The following is a 15,474-nucleotide window of genomic DNA, read 5'->3' as shown; positions in this document are numbered from 1 at the left end:
CGATCAGATCGCCATGGCCTGGCGCACCGCGGATTCCGCGCTCGCGCCGCCCGCCCCGGAGCAGGTGACGCGGCCCGAGCGCAGGACATAGAACTGCTGCGCGGCCTGCAGCGCGAAGCCGATGTGCTGTTCGACCAGCAGCACGCTGAGTCCGCCCCGGCCGGTGAGTTCGATGATGGTGCGTTCGATCTCGGCGACCACCGAGGGCTGGATGCCCTCGGTCGGCTCGTCGAGGATCAGCAGCGCCGGTTCGGTGATGAGGGCGCGGGCTATGGCCAGCTGCTGGCGCTGGCCGCCGGAGAGCAGTCCGGCCTTGCGGGACAACAGCTCCCGCAGCGCCGGGAACAGGTCCAGCGCTTCGCCGATGAGCACCTTTCCGCGTTTGCGGCCGTCGGCCACCACCTGGAGGTTCTCCATTGTGGACAGCTGTGGAAAACTCTGCTGCCCCTGTGGGACATAGGCGAGGCCGCGCTTGACCCGCCGGGACGGCGACATCTTGGTGATGTCCTCGCCGCCGAAGCGGATCCGCCCGGACTTGGCGGGCAGCAGGCCGACCGCCGCACGCAGCAGCGAGGTCTTCCCGGCCCCGTTGTGGCCCATGATGGCCGCTACGCCATTGTCCGGGACCGTCAGGGACACACCGTGAATCACCTCGGTTCGGCCGTAGCCAGTGCGTAGGTCAACGAGTTCCAGCATCCGCGGCCTCCTGCGCCTCGTCCGATTCCTGCTCCGCGCCAATGGATTCAGTAGTGCTGGTCTCAGCGGGCGGCAGCTCGCCGGCCGCGGCGGTGCCGAGGTAGACCTCCTGCACCTTCGGATCGGCCTGCACCTGCTCCACGGTGCCCTCGCTGAGGACGCGGCCGCCCGCGAGCACCGTCACCGAGCTGGCGAACGCGCGCATGAAATCCATATCGTGCTCGACGACGATGACCACCCGCTCACCGCCGATGCGGCGCAGCAGGTTTCCGGTCTCCTCGCGCTCCTCGGCGCTCATGCCCGCCACCGGTTCGTCCAGCAGCAGCACCGAGGCGTTCTGTACCAGCAGCATCCCGATCTCCAGCCACTGTTTCTGACCGTGCGCGAGCACCCCGGCAGGTTTGTCGCGCAGCGCGGCGAGCCCCGTGGTCTCGAGCGCCTCCTCGATGGCGGGCAGCACCGATTTGCGCCGGCGCAGCAGGGTGAGCACGGAACGTCCCGCGCCCGCGGCGATATCGAGGTTCTGCAGCACGGTGAGCTGTTCGAACACGCTCGCCGTCTGGAAGGTGCGGCCCACCCCGAGCTGGGCGATCTGATGCACCTTGCGGCCGATCAGCTCGGCGCCGGTCTTCTGCGCCGAACCGGTCGCGGGCACCAGGCCGGTGATGGCGTCGATGAGGGTGGTCTTACCCGCGCCGTTGGGTCCGATGAGGAAGCGCAGATCGCCCTGCAGGACGGTCAGATCCACGTCGGAGACGGCCTTGAAGCCGTCGAAACTCACGGACAGGCCGCGGACTTCGAGGTATTCGCTGTCCATTCCGGCGTTACCGCCGATTTTCGGTTCGGGCACGGTCATCGCGCTTCCACCTTCTGCTCGGCCTCCGGCTCGGCATCGGCCTCGATTCCGGGCTCGGCGGCCGGTTCCGGTGCGGCGTCGGGGGCCGTCGTGGGCCGCAGCCGCTCCAGCAGCTGCTTGGCCATGGGCCCGAATCCGGCCAGTCCGGCCGGAATGAAGCCGACCACCACGATGAACAGCGCACCCTGGAAGTAGGTCCACGCCGACGGGAAGTGCTCGGAGAACGTGGTCTGCGCCCAGGCCACGCCGATCGCGCCCAGCACCGGCCCGAGCAGGGTGGTGCGGCCGCCGATGGCGACGCCGATCAGGAAGGCGATGGACGGGACGATACCGATGTCGGCGGGGGAGATGATGCCGACGATCGGGGTGAACAATGCGCCCGCGATGCCCGCGAAGAACGCGGCCACCACATACGCGACGATCTTGATGTTGGCCGGGTCGTACCCGAGGAACCGGACCCGCTCCTCCTGATCACGCACGGCGACGAGCAGTTCCCCGTAGCGGCTGTGCATGAGCTGGCGTGCGATGGCCACCACGATCAGCAGCGTGCCCGCCGCGATGAAGAACAGCATGCGCCGGTTCACCGGATCGTCCAGGCGGAAGCCGAAGAACGAACGGAAGTCGCTCAATCCGGTGAAGCCGCCGATGGTCTGCTGCCCGGTGAGCAGGATCGCCAGTGCCGCGGCCAGCGCCTGGCTCAGGATGGCGAAGTACGCGCCCTTGACCCGGCGCTTGAACACACCGAAGCCGAGCACCGCGGCGATGGCGGCGGGCAGCACCGCGATCGCCGAGAGCGCCACCGGCGCGGACTCGAAAGGCCGCCAGTACGAGGGCAATTGGTCCACTCCCGCGATGGTCATGAACTCCGGCACATCCTCGTGCGCCTTGGCGGCGTCGGCCATCTGCATGTGCATGGCCATGATGTATGCGCCGATGCCGAAGAAGACGCCCTGCCCGAGGGTCAGCATGCCGCCGCGGCCCCACGCCAGGCCGATGCCGACCGCGACGATGGCGAAGCACAGGAACTTGGCGAGCAGGCTCAACCGGAAGTCGGTGAGCATCGCCGGTGCGAGACCGAACAGGACTATGGCGGCGATGACGAAGCCGCCCAGGGCTTTCAGGGAAGAGTTGGCACTCAGCCGCTGGATGGTGGTCAAGCCAGACTCCTCGTCCGGACGGTGAACAGACCCTGCGGGCGCACCTGCAGGAAGATCACGACCACGACGAAGACGATCACCTTGGCGACCGTCGCGGTGGTCGAGTATTCGACGAACGAATTCAGCAGGCCCATGGCGAAGGCCGCGATCACGGTGCCCTTGATCTGCCCGAGGCCGCCGATGACGACCACCAGGAAGGCGTCCACCAGATACGACTGCCCGATGGTGGGGCTGGTGGAGCCGATCAGGGTCAGGGCCACACCGGCCACCGCCGCCAGCCCGGAACCGATGAAGAAGGTGCTCACATCGGTGAGACGTGAAGAGACGCCGGAGGTTTCGGCCAGGCTGCGGTTCTGCACCACCGCCCGGATGCGGCGGCCGAGCGGCGTCGTCCTGAGCGCGGTGGCCAGTGCGATAACCGCCACCACGGCCAGCACCATGATGAAGATGCGGGTCTTGGGCACCACGGTGCCCGCGATGGTGAGGCCGCCGGTCAGCCAGTCCGGCGCGACCACGTTCTTCGCGGGCGCGCCGAAGATGTCCCGCACCGCCTGCTGCAGGATCAATCCGACACCGAAGGTGACCAGCAGGGTGTCCAGGGGGCGGTCGTACATCCAGCGGATGAGCCCCATTTCCAGGGCCGCGCCCAGCAGGCCGCCGACCAGGAAGCCGACGAACAGCGACACGATCAGCGCCACGCCCGTTGCCGAGATCAGTTGTTCCACAACATAGGTCGTGTAACACCCGGCCATGATGAATTCACCGTGCGCCATATTGATGACGCCCATCTGACCGAAGGTCAGCGACAGACCCAGCGCGGCGAGCAGCAGGATCGAGCCCAGACTCAGCCCTGTGAAGAGCTGTCCGACAGCCGCTGTGTTCAATGTGCCCTCCGCTTCGCTCCAGGCGGGTTCGCGGCCCCGGAGGTCTCGTTCTTCCTTCTCTCCGCTCCTCCGCTTCGCTCCCCCGCTCCGCTCAGTCCAGAACGAGACGGGCCGCGAACCAACGGGCGGGTGGACAGGGATCGATTGTCTGTTTGTTTCATATCGATTGGCCTCTTGGTTGGTCGCCGTACGGCTGGTGCGGCACAGGTGCCGCACCAGCCGCCCCTCATCGGCGGCCGCCGAATTACTTCAGGCCCTTGGCCCAGTCGTAGTTCTTCAGGTATGGGTCCGGCTGGATCGGCTTGCCGGAATCCCAGACGGTGTAGATGAGCCCGTCGGGGTGGATCTCGCCGATGCGCGCGGTCTTGGTGATGTGGTGGTTGGAGCCGTCGATGGTGACGGTGCCCTCCGGCGCGTCGAAGCTGACGCCGTCGGCGGCATTCTGAATGTCGGCCACCGCGAACGACTTCGCCTTCTCGACGGTCGCCTTCCACAGATAGACCGAGGTGTAGGCGGCCTCCATCGGGTCGGAGGTGGGCTTGTTCGCGCCGTAGGCCGCCTTGTACGCGGCGACGAACGCCTTGTTCTGCGGGGTGTCCACGGTCTGGTAGTAGTTCCAGGCGGTCAGCTGGCCCGCGACGTTCTGCACGCCGACGCCGCCGACCTCCTCCTCGGCAATGGACACCGAGACCACCGGCATGTCAGCGGCTTTCAGCCCCGCATTGGCGTACTCGCGGAAGAAGGCCACATTCGAGTCGCCGTTGAGGGTGTTGAAAACCGCGCCCGCCTTTGCATTGCGGACCTTGTTGACGATGGTGGAGAAATCCGTGGAGCCCAGCGGGGCGTAGTCCTCGCCCTTGATCTCGATGCCATTGGCCTTGGCGTACGCCTTGATCTCGCGGTTGGCGGTCTGCGGGAAGACGTAGTCGGAGCCCACCAGGTAGAGGGAGGTGATGCCCTTCTGCTTCAGGTAGTCCAGCGCCGGGATGATCTGCTGGTTGGTGGTGGCGCCGGTGTAGAAGATGTTCTTCGAATCCTCCAGGCCCTCGTACTGAACCGGGTAGTACAGCAGCGAATTCAGCGATTCGAACTTGGGCTTCATGGCCTTGCGGGACGCCGAGGTCCAGCCGCCGAACACCGCGGCCACACAGTCGGAACTGATCAGCTTCTCGGCCTTCTCCGCGAAGGTCTTGGGATCCGAGGCGCCGTCCTCGAGCACCACATCCAGCTTCTTGCCCAGAACGCCGCCCGCGGCGTTGATCTGGTCCACCGCCAGCTTGGTGGCATTCGCGACGGTGACCTCACTGATGGCCATGGTGCCGGTCAGCGAATGCAGTGAACCGATCTTGATGGTGTCCTTCGACGTGTCCACGCAGGACTTGGCATTGGAGCCCGACGCGGTGTCGCTGTCGCGCGAACCACAGCCGGCGACCAGGACGGCGGACAGCGCCAGCGCGGTCGGAATGGTGATCGCCTTCATCAGGCGGGCGGCCCGGTCCCGGCGGGGAGAGTCGTGCATGGGCGGATCCTTCACTTCACGGTGTTCGGCGACGCCACATGCGCCGCTTGCGAATACCGCCGCGTATACAGCGGCTGTATTCGTGGAACGAAAGGTAAACGGGAAGTGTTGCGCCGGAATGACTCTCGATGAATGTCCGATTTCCTACATTGCCGCGACGTGAATTTCCGCTCACCGTATCGTGGTTCGGGCGGTGTGAAGGAAACGTTCGTGCAGGTCAAGGGATATGAAACAGCCCGAGCCGGGGTCGGCGAAAGCTGACACAGGCTCGGGCCCAACGGTGAGATCGGGTCAGTAGCAGTACTGCTCGTGGGTGTAGTAATCGGTTTGGCAGTCCTGCTCCCACGTCCAGCCGTCCTGGCGGTCGTCGTTGGTGGTGCCGGCGCCCGCTGCGCTACCGGTGCCACCACCGATCAGCGCACCGATCATGGCCGCGAACGGCAGGGCGATGATGCCGAAGCCCCCGGTGGCCACCGCGATGATGACGCCGACGACGATGCCGCCGAGCGCACCACCCAACGCGCCCACGGCACTACCGGTTTCGGTCGCGCGCTGCTTGGGCGAGGTCGGCACCCACCGGCCGACGTCCGCGGCACCCGGCTGTGCGACCTCGCCGGCCTCCGGATGCGCAACCAGCTTGGTCCCGTTGTCCTCGAGGCTCGGATGCATCGAAACCACCAGATCCGTACCCGCGGTGGTCATCGCCAGCGGCATCCGCGACACGACCACCCCGGAGGCATCGAGCACGTCCACCGACGCATCGGTGAGCCGGAAAGTGCCGCCGGTGAGCGTCGTGGTTACCGTCTTATCCGCATCCGACCGAACAATGGAGTAACCCAGGTCATTCTGGTTCCGAGCGGGGTGCTGAATCGACTGCACCGCCGCCGGATCAGGCGTCGGCGCAGCGTGGGAAGTACCCCCCGTGATCGCCATGGCGGTAATGGTGAGACCGGCCGTGGCGACAAGCTTTCTGATTTTCACCTGATCATGTTCGTACGGGATTTCACGGCCGTTTACCGTCCGGATAGGTCGTCGAATCGGTCATTGAATGATGTACGGCGAGATGGAACTTCGGTGCTCGCTGATATCGAGAGATTTGCCGAGTGGCGGGAATGCGCGCTGCGAGCAGTTGGCGCGTTCGCATACTCGACAACCCGCGCCGATCGGAGTCGCCTTGGGCTCGTTCAGATCCAGGCCGTCGGCATAAACGGTCCGGCCCGCATGCCGCAATTCACAGCCGAGTCCGATAGCGAACGTTTTGCTGGGCTCGCCATATCGGGTGGCGCGCCGCTCCACGGTCCGGGCCACCCACAGATATTTACGGCCGTCGGGCATCTGGGCGATCTGGGTCATGATCTTCGCGGGATACGCGAAGGTCTCGTAGACATTCCACAGCGGGCAGGTGCCGCCGCTGGAGGAGAAGTGGAAACCCGTGGCGGACTGCCGTTTCGACATATTGCCGGCCCGATCCACGCGCACGAACGAGAAGGGCACGCCGCGCAGTTTGGGACGCTGCAGGGTGGACAGGCGGTGGCAGATGGTCTCGTAGCTCTGGGTGAAGAACGCCGACAGCCGCTCGATGTCGTAGCGGAAATCCTCTGCCACCTCGTGGAAATGGGTGTAGGGCAGCACGGTGGCGGCCGCGAAATAGTTGGCCAGGCCCAGTTTCGCCAGCACGATCGACTCGTGGCTGGAGAAATTGCCCTCCGCCACCAGCTTTTCGATGAGCTCACCGCATTCCAGGTAGGCCAGTTCGGCGGCCAGCTTGAACACCCGCTGCCCACCCGAGAGATGCGGCGCGATTTCCAGGCGGCGCTGCTCGGGATCGAATCGGTGGAGCACGCCGTCGCCCAGATCGATGCGCTCCACGATCTGCACGCCGTGCGCATCGCTGAGGCGGCGCGGGATCTCGCGCTTGAGATCACCGCCGTGGAAACGCATGCGATGGGTGAGTTCCTCGGCGGCGGTATCCAATTCGTGAATGTAGTTCTGCCGCTGATAGAAGTAGTCGCGCACTTCCTCGTGCGGTTTGGAGATGGCGCCCGAACCGCTGCCGTCGGAGAAACGGTCCTCGGTGGCGGCGGCGAGCTGCGCCGTCGTATTCCGGTAGCGGCGATGCATGTTCACCATGGCGCGCGCCAAACCCGGGTGCGCGGACACCATTTCGGCGATCTCCTGGGCGTCGGCCTCCACCCCGAGCTCCTGGTCCATCACGACCTCCTGGAGTTCGGCGATGAGCCGGGTGTCGTCCTGGGAGGAGAAGAAGCCGGCGTCGACGCCGAAGACTTCACTGATGCGCAGCAGGACCGGTACGGTGAGCGGGCGCACGTCGTGTTCGATCTGATTCAGATAGCTCGCGGAGATCTCGAGCTTCTTGGCCAGCGAGACCTGACTCAAACCGCGCTCGGTACGCAGCTGTCGCAGCCGCGCACCGACGTAAGTCTTGGCCATGCGCTCGAGTTTATTGGTGTCTTCGCACCGTTGCCAACGCCAGAGTTAGCAGAGCTGCTGAGCTGTGCGTCACATCGTTGTCGGTCGCTCGGGTTACCGTCGACAAGTGCTCTTGTCCGATGTGGTTGAGGCGTCACAGGGTGTGCGGGCGACGTCGTCGCGAAAGAACAAGATCAAGATCTTTGCCGACCTGCTGAAGCAGGCCGCGCCGCAGGAGTTGGCGCAGGTCGTGGCCTGGTTGTCCGGCGAGCTGCCGCAGGGGCGGATCGGAACGGGGTGGCGGACGCTGACCACGCTCGCGGTCGAGCCGGCCGCTGTGCCCGCCCTGTCCGTGGACGCGGTGGACACATCCTTCGGTGAGCTGGCAGAGGTCGGGGGCAGCGGGTCGGCGGCGCGACGACAGGAATTGCTGGCCACCCTGTTCGGGGCCGCGACCCGGGACGAGCACGAGTTCCTGCTGCGACTGCTGACCGGGGAGATGCGGCAGGGCGCACTGACCGCGATCGTCGCCGAGGCGGTGGCCGTCGCCTTCGATGTGCCGATCGAGGCGGTACGCCGGGCCCATATGCTGTCCGGGCGGCTGCCGGTCACCGCCGTCGCGGCGCGTACCGGCGGCGCCGAGGCCCTGGCCGCGTTCCGACTCGAGGTCGGGCGGCCGATCCAGCCCATGCTGGCTTCGCCCGGCGCGACCCTCGAGGAGGCCATGGCCGAATTCGAGGGGCGGGCCAGCGTCGAGCACAAGATGGACGGCGCCCGCATCCAGGTGCATCGCGACGGTGAGCGAGTGTGGGTGTTCACCCGCACCCTGCGCGACATCACCGCGAGCGTGCCCGAACTGGTCGAGGTGGTGCGGCGGCTGGACTGCACCAGCGTCGTCCTCGACGGAGAAACCTTGGCGCTCAACGACTCCGGACGCCCGCGGCCCTTCCAGGAGACCATGAGCCGCTTCGGCGCCACCACCTCCCAGGAACTGCTGCTACACCCCTACTTCTTCGACTGCCTCCATCTCGACGGCGCCGACCTGCTGGACGCCCCGCTGCGTACGCGCCGCGAGGCCCTCACCGCGGTGGCCTGCGGCCTGACCATTCCGGCCCTCATCGCCCCCGACCCGGAAACCGCCGCCGAATACTTCGACGGCGCGCTGGCCGCGGGCCACGAGGGCATCATGATCAAATCCTTGGACGCCCCCTACGCCGCCGGCCGCCGCGGCCGCTCCTGGCAGAAGATCAAACCCACCCACACCCTCGACCTCATCGTGCTCGGCGCCGAATGGGGCTACGGTCGTCGCACCGGCTACCTCTCCAACCTCCACCTGGGCGCCCGCGACCCAGAGGGCGGCGACCCGATCATGGTCGGCAAAACGTTCAAGGGCCTCACCGATGCCCTACTCCATTGGCAGACAGCCGAATTCCCGCGCCACGAACGCAAACGCGACGGCAACACCGTCCACCTCTACCCCGAACTGGTAGTCGAAATAGCTCTCGACGGCGTCCAGACCAGTCCCCGCTACCCCGGCGGCGTAGCTCTCCGCTTCGCGCGCGTAGTCCGCTACCGCCCCGACAAAGAACCCCGCCAAGCCGACACCATCGACACCATCCGCGCCCTGCTACCCGGCACCAAATAGCGCCCTGCCACCCGGCGCCGGATAGATGGGGTTGCGGGGGCGGAGCTCCCCGAAATTGCCCCTGGGGGTTCGGGGGCGAAGCCCCTGAGAGCCCCGGGAGTTGGGCCTCCTCACAGGCGATTCACAGCTGGAACAGGGCACGCTCCGAGTTTCGGGCGACATGATTCATATGTCGATGCTCGACCGGACGGTTGTCAGGTGACGGGACACAGGAACTGCCACCGCATCTCCCACGCGGATTCCCTGTGAGCTCGTGCCGGCCGGGAGACTTCGACGGTGGATTGCGCATGGTCCACCTTTGTGGCCGGTGGTGCCCCGCCCCCTCGCCGGGCACCGCCGGCCGCGGTCAATTCGTGACGCGGTCAAGATTCGTAGTCGTGTGTGCCGGTCAGGTTCGGCAGCCGGCGGCGGCCCGCGGCCAGCTCACCCGCCAGGTGTTCGTAGGCGATGGCCAGTTCGGTGAGCCGCTGGGCGGCATCGTGCACGGCGTCATCGGGGGACATGGCCAGGGTCAGGTACGCGAGCGCGGAGAATTGCGCGAGCCGGTCCACCACCGTCCCCACGGTCTCGGTGTGCAGGTGGGCGTCGCGGGCGGCCTTGGGGAGTTCGGCTGCCACCCAGCAGTCGATATCGTGCACCAGTCGCGCCCGGTCGTGGTCGATCCGATCGGTGCCGCCCGCTCTCGTGAGCCGCCGCTCGTGCAGGTCCGCGAGTAAGCCGGCGCAGCGCAGCACCGGATGATCGTCGGGAGGCAGGCCGCGGCAGGCCTGCAGCAGCAGGTGTTTCGGTGGGAGCGAATGCACGGCCGACATCCTGCCCCTCGAATATCTCCGAATGGCAACGACATTCGGTGCCACTTTGCCGCACAGGGGTTGCATCCGGTGCCGTGACGTGCCGAGATGGTGGGGTGATCCTCACCGTGACCCTGAACCCGGCCTACGACATGACCTACCGGGTGGAGCATTTCGAGCGGGGCCGGGCGCAGCGGGTGCGGTCGGTGGATCAGCGGCTGGGCGGGCGCGGCATCAATGTCACGCGGGTGCTGAACCAACTCGGCAAATACGCCCGCGCCACCGGCTTCTCGGACCATTCCTTCGCGGCCGCGGCGGAACTCGAGATGCCCGTGGACTTCGTGCACGCGCTGCCGTGGGTCCGCCGCACGGTGGTGATCAGCGAATCCGATGACGGCACCGCCACCGCGCTGTCGGAGCCCGGGCCCCGGGTCACCGAACCGCACGCGGTGGATCAGCTGCGGGTGCGGGTGGCGGGCCTGCTCTCGGGTATGAGCGGCCTGGTCATCTCTGGTTCGCTGCCCAGCGGGGTGAGTCCGGGCCTGCCCGCAGAGCTGGCGCGCACCGCCATCGCCCGGGGCGTGCCCACCATCTGCGACTTCGACGGCCAGCCGCTCGAATTGGCCGCGCGCGTGCCCGGCGTCGTGCTCACCCCCAATGTCGAGGAGCTGGAACGCCTCACCGGCCGTCCGGCGGGCACCATTCCGGAGATCCTCGCGGCCGTCGACCCGCTCATCGCCGACGGGGTGGGCACGGTGGTGGTGACCCGGGGCGGCGCGGGCATGGTCGCGGTGACCCCGGCGCGGGCCTGGACGGCGGCCCTGCCGAAACCGCTGGCGGGCAACCCCACCGGGGCGGGCGACGCTGCGGTGGCGGCCATCATCGCCGCGCTGGCCGCCGGCACGACACCGGACTGGCCGGAGCTGCTCGCCGACGCGGTCGCCACTTCCGCAGCCGCCGTGGTCATTCCGGTCGCGGGGGAGATCGACCGGGTGCTGCGGGACCGGCTGCTGCCCACCGTGCGGGTGCGGGAACTCGAATCCGTAGTCGCCCGGCCGTGACACTCCGGGGACACGCCGTATGTGAGGTAGCTGTGAACTGAACCCGGCGGCGGCGTGGTGGCGGGGACCGGGGTTTGTCCGGGGTTAGGTTGGGGGAGTGTCGGACCTGGGAACTCAACCCGATCGGGGGTCGGGTGTGGACGACAGTTATCGAATGCCCCGGGCGGTGCGCGCGGCGCAGGTGCTCGCCGTGGGAATCGCCGGGCTGGGCGCGATCTGCGTGGCCTCCTCGGGATGGCTGCTGGGAGCCAAGGCCGCGATCGGAACCGCGGTGCCGTTCATCCCGGCGTTCCTGCTCGGTCTGGTCGCGCTGACGTTCAACTCCGAGGGACAGTCGGTGCGCATCGGGGCGATTCTGGTGGCGGTCATGAACATGCTGTGGACGGTGCCGTCGATCACCGAGGGGCGGCCGCCGGGTCCGCTGGGGCCGCTGGTCTCGCTGGCCGTGATCGTGCTGCTGTTCCGCCGGGAGGCACGCGACTGGTTCGAACCCCCAACCTGGTGGTGAAACCCAACTCTCGGGACTCTCAGGGGCTTCGCCCCCGAACCCCCTCGAGATTCTCGGGCTCTGCCCGGACCCCCGCGAGATTCTCGGGCTCTGCCCGGAACCCGCGAGATTTTCGGGCTCCCCGAACCCCCTCGAGATTCTCGGACCCCCCGAACCCCCTCGAGATTTCGGGGGCTCCGCCCCGAACCCCTCGATACTCGCGAGGGCTCCGCCCCGAACCCCCCGGCAGATTTCGCGGCTCGCTGCGTAACAAATAGGTCATATGGTCTGCTCATTTGCAATCTGTGTGCAATTGCGGGCACTTACCGTTGGCGCTATGAGTTCGGAAGCCGCCGCGGGGACGGGCATTCATATCAGCGGGCTGAGCAAGACCTTCCGCTCCGGGCGGCGGGTGGTGCCGGCCCTGGACACGGTTGATCTGCATACGGCGCAGGGGGCGTTCCTGTCGCTGCTGGGGCCCTCCGGGTGCGGGAAGTCCACCATCCTGCGGATTCTCGCGGATCTGGAGTCGCCGTCGGCGGGGACCGCGAAGATCAATGGTGAGACCCCGGCCGAGCTGCGCAGGCGGCACGAGTTCGGGATCGCGTTCCAGGATTCGGCGCTGTTGCCGTGGCGCAGTGTGGAATCCAATATCAAGCTGCCGCTGCAGGTGGCGGGGTTGCCCGCAGATCGGGAGCTGGTCGCCGATCTGATCCGGCTGGTCGGCCTGGAGGGCTTCGAGAAGGCCAAGCCCGCGCAGCTGTCCGGCGGTATGCGGCAACGGGTTTCGATCGCCCGCGCGCTGGTGGTCCGGCCGACGGTGCTGTTGCTGGACGAACCCTTCGGTGCGCTCGACGATATGACCCGGCAGCGGCTGAACCTGGAACTGCTGCGGATCTGGACCGAAAAGCCCGCCACCACACTGATGGTTACGCACGGCATCGCCGAAGCGGTCTTCCTCTCCGACGTGGTGGCCGTCATGAGCCCGCGGCCCGGCCGGGTGGTAGAGGTCGTGAACATCGATCTGCCGCGGCCCCGGACACCGGAGATGATGCGCACACCCGAATTCCACAAGCTGCACGACTATCTGTCGGAGCTGCTGTTCGGGCGCACCGGCCGGGGCGGGGTGGCATCGGAATGAATTGGGGCGCAATGAGAGAGAGTCTGCGGATAACCAGGGTGGGCGGTCTGGCGGGCATTCTCGCGCTGCTGGCGCTGTGGACGCTGCTCGCCGAACTGCGCGTCGCGGGCGGCACCGTTCCGAGCCCGTGGACCGTGCTGCACACCATGTACACCGACGGCTGGGCGCTGTACGGACCCAACTTCCGGATCACGGCCTGGGGTGCGCTGCAAGGGTTTCTGTGGGGTAATGCGCTGGCCATCGCGTTGGCCGTGCTGGTGGTCCTGATTCCGCCCATCGAAATACTGGTCACCCAGCTGGCCATCCTGAGCTACTGCACGCCGCTGTTGGCGCTGGGGCCGATCATCCTGGTGGTGTTCGGCGGGCGCACGCCGACGGTGTTCCTGGCCGCCATGTACTGCTTCTTCACCACCATGGTCGGCACCGTATCCGGATTGCGGTCCGCGGACCGCACCAGCCTGGATCTGGTGCGCGCCTACGGCGGCGGCCGGTGGCAGCGGCTGACCCGGGTGCAGCTGATCGCTGCCCTGCCGAATACCTTGGCCGCATTGAAGATTGCCGCGCCCTCCGCGGTACTGGGCGCGATCATCGGCGAGTACCTGGGCGGTGTGGACAGTGGCATCGGGGTGGCCCTGACGGCCGCACAGACCGCCTACAACGTCCCGCGCACCTGGGGCATGGCGCTGGCCGCGGCCGCGCTGGCCGGGCTGGGCTACGCGATCGTGGCGCTGGTGGCGCGGGCGGCCGTGCCGTGGACGCGAGCGGAGGCATGATGACCGACAAGGTCGCGAACCCGGCGCGGGCCCGGGCCGCGCAGGTGCTGAACCTGCTGCGGCCGATCGGGAGATTCCTGCTGCCACTGCTGGTTTCGCTGATTCTGCTGGTGGCGCTGTGGTACGGCTTCCTGAAGCTGTATCCGCAGGTCGGGCTGGTCGGCAAGAGCCCCGGCGACGTGTGGAAGTACCTGGTGACCGGACCGACCTCGGCGGGCGCCCGTCAGGTGATCTTCGACGAAATGCGAATCACCCTGCGGGACGCCTTGATCGGTTTCGGCACGGGGATGGGCGCGGCGCTGGTGGTGGCGGCGCTGTTCATCGGTGTGCCCGCGGTGGCGCAGGCGTTCATGCCGGTGGCGATGCTGCTGCGATCGGTACCGCTGGTGGCCATCACCCCGATCATCGTGCTGGTGTTCGGGCGCGGGCTGCTCGGCGTCACCGTCATGGCCGCCATCGTGGTGTTCTTCCCGGCCCTGGTGATGATCATGACCGGCCTGCGCTCCGCACCCCGGCAGGCCACCGAACTCGTGGTGGCCTACGGCGGTTCGAACTGGACGGCCATGCGCATGGTGGCGATCCCGGCCGCGCTGCCGTCGGTCTTCGCGGCCGCGCGCGTCTCGGTGCCGGGCGCGCTGATCGGAGCGCTGCTGGGCGAATGGCTGGGCAGCGGAACCGGCCTGGGGGCCGGGCTGATTCGCGCCATACCCACCTTTCAGTACAACCGGCTCTGGGCCTCGATCGCACTGGTCACGGTGGTGTCGGTGTTCGCGTACGCGGTGGTGGGCGTGGCGGAGAATCTGGTGCTGGCCCGTTTCGCGCCGCAGCCCGGCCGCGACTGAGCGATGAGTTAACAAGGCGCACACAAATACCTTCGCCAAAGAAAAGCGGTGGAAATCGAAAGCCCCTACATTCGGCCCATGAGGCGTATTTCCGGGCCGGTTGCGGCCACACAGTTCTCCATGGGTCGGCGATCATTCCTGCGCTACGCCGGGCTCACCGGCGCGGCGCTGGGCGGGGCCGGAGTACTGGCCGCGTGCGGTAAGGATTCCACCGGATCCGGAAACGGTTCGGTCGCAGACGGTTCCAAGTACGGGACCGTGGCGGTGCAGCTGTCCTGGCTGAAGAACATCGAATTCTCCGGTGAGTATTTTGCCGATTCGAAGGGCTACTACCGGGACGCCGGATTCGGATCGGTGAATCTGGTGGCGGGCGGCGCGGCCAGCACCTCGGTGGAAGCCGGGCTGGGCACCGGCAAGATCTGGATCGGCATGTCCGCGCCGCAGACTACCGCGCCCGCCGTGCTGGAGGGGCTGGCCGCGAAAATCGTTGGCACGACGTATCAGAAGAACCCCTTCTGCATCGTCAGCTCGGCGGCCAAGCCGATCAAGAGCCCGCAGGAGATGAAGGGCCGCAAGATCGGGGTGCAGGACACCAACCAGCTCATCTTCAACGCGCTGCTGGCCGCCAATGGCATGACGCCCAACGATGTCACCGTCGTCCCGGCGCAGTACGATCCCACGCCGCTGGCCAACGGCGAGGTGGACGGCTGGGTCAGCTATCTGACCAATGAACCGATCACCCTGAGCGCCAAGGGATTCGCCAATTCCAATTTCCTGTTCGCCGACTTCGGGCTACCCCTGGTGGCGGAGACGCTCACGGTGAGTCAGAAGACCATCGACTCCGAGCGCGACAAGCTCAAGGCGTTCTTGGTGGCCGAGATCACGGGCTGGAAGGACGCGGTCGCAAATCCGGCGGAGGCGGCGCGGCTGGCGGTCGAGGTGTACGGGAAGGACCAGCGCCTGGACAAGGACGAGCAGACCAAGGAGGCCACGGCCCAGAACGGGCTGGTGGTTTCGGCCGACACCCAGGCCAATGGCCTGCTCACCATGACCGACGAGCTGATCGCCAACAATATCGCGGCGCTCGGCAAGGCCAAGATCGATATCAAGGCGGACAAGCTGTTCGACCTGTCGGTGCTCAAAGAGGTCTTCGCCGAGCACCCCGAACTGAAGTAGCCCAGCGCATCAGGGC

At 67.1% G+C, this 15,474-nt stretch carries 15 protein-coding genes; 7 read left to right on the top strand and 8 right to left on the bottom strand.

Going from position 1 to position 15,474, the window contains the following annotated elements; all coding sequences use genetic code 11:
* Positions 1 to 3 precede the first annotated feature (3 nt).
* The 7 genes from urtE to ramB form a co-directional block, all read right to left on the bottom strand.
* Positions 4 to 696 (bottom strand): urea ABC transporter ATP-binding subunit UrtE, encoded by a 693-nt coding sequence (gene urtE, locus ACIRRA_RS32650; RefSeq protein ID WP_402776233.1) that lies wholly within the window; start codon positions 694 to 696, stop codon positions 4 to 6.
* Complete coding sequence (gene urtD / locus ACIRRA_RS32645; RefSeq protein ID WP_402776232.1) at positions 680 to 1,552, bottom strand: urea ABC transporter ATP-binding protein UrtD; 873 nt, start codon at positions 1,550 to 1,552, stop codon at positions 680 to 682. The genes urtE and urtD overlap by 17 nt, the downstream gene beginning before the upstream one ends.
* Positions 1,549 to 2,691 (bottom strand): urea ABC transporter permease subunit UrtC, encoded by a 1,143-nt coding sequence (gene urtC / locus ACIRRA_RS32640; RefSeq protein ID WP_402776339.1) that lies wholly within the window; start codon positions 2,689 to 2,691, stop codon positions 1,549 to 1,551. The genes urtD and urtC overlap by 4 nt, the downstream gene beginning before the upstream one ends.
* Before the next feature lie 14 nt (positions 2,692 to 2,705).
* Complete coding sequence (gene urtB, locus ACIRRA_RS32635; RefSeq protein WP_402776230.1) at positions 2,706 to 3,593, bottom strand: urea ABC transporter permease subunit UrtB; 888 nt, start codon at positions 3,591 to 3,593, stop codon at positions 2,706 to 2,708.
* Between the two features lie 244 nt (positions 3,594 to 3,837).
* Positions 3,838 to 5,073: an urea ABC transporter substrate-binding protein gene (urtA, locus tag ACIRRA_RS32630; RefSeq protein ID WP_402776336.1), complete on the bottom strand. Its 1,236-nt coding sequence runs from the start codon at positions 5,071 to 5,073 to the stop codon at positions 3,838 to 3,840.
* Positions 5,074 to 5,403: 330 nt separating this feature from the next.
* Positions 5,404 to 6,045 carry a hypothetical protein gene (locus tag ACIRRA_RS32625; RefSeq protein ID WP_402776227.1) on the bottom strand — a complete coding sequence of 214 codons (642 nt, stop codon included), beginning with the start codon at positions 6,043 to 6,045 and terminating at the stop codon, positions 5,404 to 5,406.
* A gap of 108 nt (positions 6,046 to 6,153) precedes the next feature.
* Positions 6,154 to 7,563, bottom strand: coding sequence for an acetate metabolism transcriptional regulator RamB (ramB, locus tag ACIRRA_RS32620; protein WP_402776224.1), 1,410 nt, complete (start codon positions 7,561 to 7,563; stop codon positions 6,154 to 6,156).
* Between the two features lie 106 nt (positions 7,564 to 7,669).
* Between ramB and ACIRRA_RS32615 the strand changes: the two genes are divergently transcribed.
* The gene (locus ACIRRA_RS32615) at positions 7,670 to 9,187 is read left to right on the top strand and encodes an ATP-dependent DNA ligase (RefSeq protein WP_402776221.1); all 1,518 of its coding nucleotides are present in this window, start codon (positions 7,670 to 7,672) and stop codon (positions 9,185 to 9,187) included.
* Between the two features lie 362 nt (positions 9,188 to 9,549).
* Here ACIRRA_RS32615 and ACIRRA_RS32610 read toward each other — a convergent pair whose 3' ends face one another.
* Positions 9,550 to 9,990, bottom strand: coding sequence for a DUF4254 domain-containing protein (locus ACIRRA_RS32610; RefSeq protein ID WP_402776218.1), 441 nt, complete (start codon positions 9,988 to 9,990; stop codon positions 9,550 to 9,552).
* Between the two features lie 104 nt (positions 9,991 to 10,094).
* On the opposite strand from ACIRRA_RS32610, the gene ACIRRA_RS32605 reads away from it, so the two are divergent.
* From ACIRRA_RS32605 to ACIRRA_RS32580, 6 genes are all read left to right on the top strand, one after another.
* Positions 10,095 to 11,039, top strand: coding sequence for a hexose kinase (locus ACIRRA_RS32605; protein WP_402776216.1), 945 nt, complete (start codon positions 10,095 to 10,097; stop codon positions 11,037 to 11,039).
* 154 nt (positions 11,040 to 11,193) lie between these two features.
* Positions 11,194 to 11,547 carry a hypothetical protein gene (locus ACIRRA_RS32600; protein WP_402776213.1) on the top strand — a complete coding sequence of 118 codons (354 nt, stop codon included), beginning with the start codon at positions 11,194 to 11,196 and terminating at the stop codon, positions 11,545 to 11,547.
* A 316-nt stretch (positions 11,548 to 11,863) separates the two neighbouring features.
* Positions 11,864 to 12,667 carry an ABC transporter ATP-binding protein gene (locus ACIRRA_RS32595; RefSeq protein WP_402776210.1) on the top strand — a complete coding sequence of 268 codons (804 nt, stop codon included), beginning with the start codon at positions 11,864 to 11,866 and terminating at the stop codon, positions 12,665 to 12,667.
* Between the two features lie 11 nt (positions 12,668 to 12,678).
* Positions 12,679 to 13,440, top strand: coding sequence for an ABC transporter permease (locus ACIRRA_RS32590; protein ID WP_402776207.1), 762 nt, complete (start codon positions 12,679 to 12,681; stop codon positions 13,438 to 13,440).
* Between the two features lie 47 nt (positions 13,441 to 13,487).
* Positions 13,488 to 14,282, top strand: coding sequence for an ABC transporter permease (locus ACIRRA_RS32585; RefSeq protein WP_402776333.1), 795 nt, complete (start codon positions 13,488 to 13,490; stop codon positions 14,280 to 14,282).
* A gap of 78 nt (positions 14,283 to 14,360) precedes the next feature.
* Positions 14,361 to 15,458, top strand: coding sequence for an ABC transporter substrate-binding protein (locus tag ACIRRA_RS32580; RefSeq protein ID WP_402776204.1), 1,098 nt, complete (start codon positions 14,361 to 14,363; stop codon positions 15,456 to 15,458).
* The last annotated feature ends 16 nt before the right edge of the window (positions 15,459 to 15,474 follow it).

This window comes from Nocardia sp. NPDC101769 (assembly GCF_044766925.1).
Taxonomy (GTDB): Bacteria; Actinomycetota; Actinomycetes; order Mycobacteriales; family Mycobacteriaceae; genus Nocardia.
The sequence above is the reverse complement of the archived record's forward strand: the minus strand, read 5'-3'. Positions and strand labels throughout refer to the sequence as shown.

Excerpts from the sequence above, each read along its gene's own strand:
- ACIRRA_RS32600 (WP_402776213.1), top strand. The coding sequence starts at position 11,194 with ATGCCCCGGGCGGTGCGCGCGGCGCAGGTGCTCGCCGTGGGAATCGCC.
- ramB (WP_402776224.1), bottom strand. The coding sequence starts at position 7,563 with ATGGCCAAGACTTACGTCGGTGCGCGGCTGCGACAGCTGCGTACCGAG.
- ACIRRA_RS32595 (WP_402776210.1), top strand. The coding sequence starts at position 11,864 with ATGAGTTCGGAAGCCGCCGCGGGGACGGGCATTCATATCAGCGGGCTG.
- ACIRRA_RS32590 (WP_402776207.1), top strand. The coding sequence starts at position 12,679 with ATGAGAGAGAGTCTGCGGATAACCAGGGTGGGCGGTCTGGCGGGCATT.
- urtD (WP_402776232.1), bottom strand. The coding sequence starts at position 1,552 with ATGACCGTGCCCGAACCGAAAATCGGCGGTAACGCCGGAATGGACAGC.
- urtA (WP_402776336.1), bottom strand. The coding sequence starts at position 5,073 with ATGAAGGCGATCACCATTCCGACCGCGCTGGCGCTGTCCGCCGTCCTG.
- urtE (WP_402776233.1), bottom strand. The coding sequence starts at position 696 with ATGCTGGAACTCGTTGACCTACGCACTGGCTACGGCCGAACCGAGGTG.
- ACIRRA_RS32580 (WP_402776204.1), top strand. The coding sequence starts at position 14,361 with ATGAGGCGTATTTCCGGGCCGGTTGCGGCCACACAGTTCTCCATGGGT.
- ACIRRA_RS32625 (WP_402776227.1), bottom strand. The coding sequence starts at position 6,045 with ATGGCGATCACGGGGGGTACTTCCCACGCTGCGCCGACGCCTGATCCG.